1 protein-coding gene is annotated in these 1,171 nt (G+C 60.5%); it reads left to right on the top strand.

Translation table 11 applies throughout. The annotated features are described in order from the left end of the window. Positions 1-36 precede the first annotated feature (36 nt). A protein-coding gene (locus HNQ60_RS27230; protein ID WP_184335977.1) for an IS3 family transposase occupies positions 37-1,157 on the top strand; the annotation gives its coding sequence in 2 pieces (ribosomal slippage) (positions 37-298 and positions 298-1,157; 1,122 coding nt in all). Positions 1,158-1,171 lie beyond the last annotated feature (14 nt).

Below are 1,171 nucleotides of genomic sequence, written 5' to 3'. Positions count from 1 at the left end.
GAATAGTAGACTCTTCCGGCGAACCGGGAGAGTGTCATGAGGAAATCGAGGTTCACGGAATCGCAGATCGTCGCGATCTTGAGAGAAGGGGAAGCAGGCGTTTCGATCGATGAACTGACGCGCAAGCACAAGATCAGTCGCGCGACCTACTTCAACTGGCGCGGCAAGTATGGCGGCGTGTCGGTCTCGGAGCTGAAGCGGATGAAAGAACTCGAAGCCGAGAACGCGAAGCTCAAACGCATGTACGCGGAACTTGCGCTCGAGAACACGGCGATCAAAGACGTCCTGTCCAGAAAACTGTAGAGCCGTCCGTGAAGCGGCAGGTGGCCGAGGTGCTCGTGAAGGAACACGGGATGTCGATCGGCCGGGCCTGCAAGGCGACCAGGCTATCGCGGACGGCGTGGTACCGAAGGCCGCGATCGTGCATGGAGCGCGATCGAGGGGTGATCGAGGTGCTCAATGAACTGGTGGCGCGTCGGCCCCGTTGGGGCTTTTGGAAGCTCTACGATCGCTCGCGCCTGGATGGGCATGTGATCAACCACAAGCGACTGCACCGGGTGTACTGCGCGCTGAAGCTGAATCTGCCGCGGCGGACGAAACGACGGCTGCCCACGCGTCTTCGTCAGCCGCTGCTCGCACCGCTGCGGTTGAATGAAATATGGGCGCTCGACTTCATGGCCGACACGCTCTACAGCGGCCGCGCCTTTCGCACCTTCAACGTCATCGATGAGGGCAATCGCGAAGTGCTTGGGATCGAAGTCGCACATTCGATTCCGAGCCTGCGTGTCATCCGCGTGATGGAGCAGCTGATCGAGCTGTACGGTAAGCCGTTGGCACTGCGGCTGGATAACGGCAGCGAGCTGACGTCGATTGCCTTCACCGAGTGGTGCTGCGAACGAGGCATCGAACTGCGCTTCATCCAGCCCGGCAAGCCCGACCAGAACGCGTACATCGAGCGATTCAACAAGACCTATCGGGACGAAGTGCTCGATGCCTACGTGTTCGAATCGATCGACCAGGTACGCGCCATTACTGAGGACTGGCTGCGCGAATACAACGAGGAGCGGCCGCACGACAGCCTCGGCCGGGTGCCGCCCCTCACCTTCATGCCGAGGCGAGCAAGCGCTGGAAAGTCTACTTTGGAGTTGTGTCCTTGACGGGGGAGCTTACG

The sequence above is a fragment of the Povalibacter uvarum genome, assembly GCF_014202975.1.
In the GTDB taxonomy this organism is placed as follows: domain Bacteria; phylum Pseudomonadota; class Gammaproteobacteria; order Steroidobacterales; family Steroidobacteraceae; genus Steroidobacter; species Steroidobacter uvarum.
Note: the sequence above shows the minus strand (reverse complement) of the source record. Positions and strands in the feature narration are given on the sequence as shown.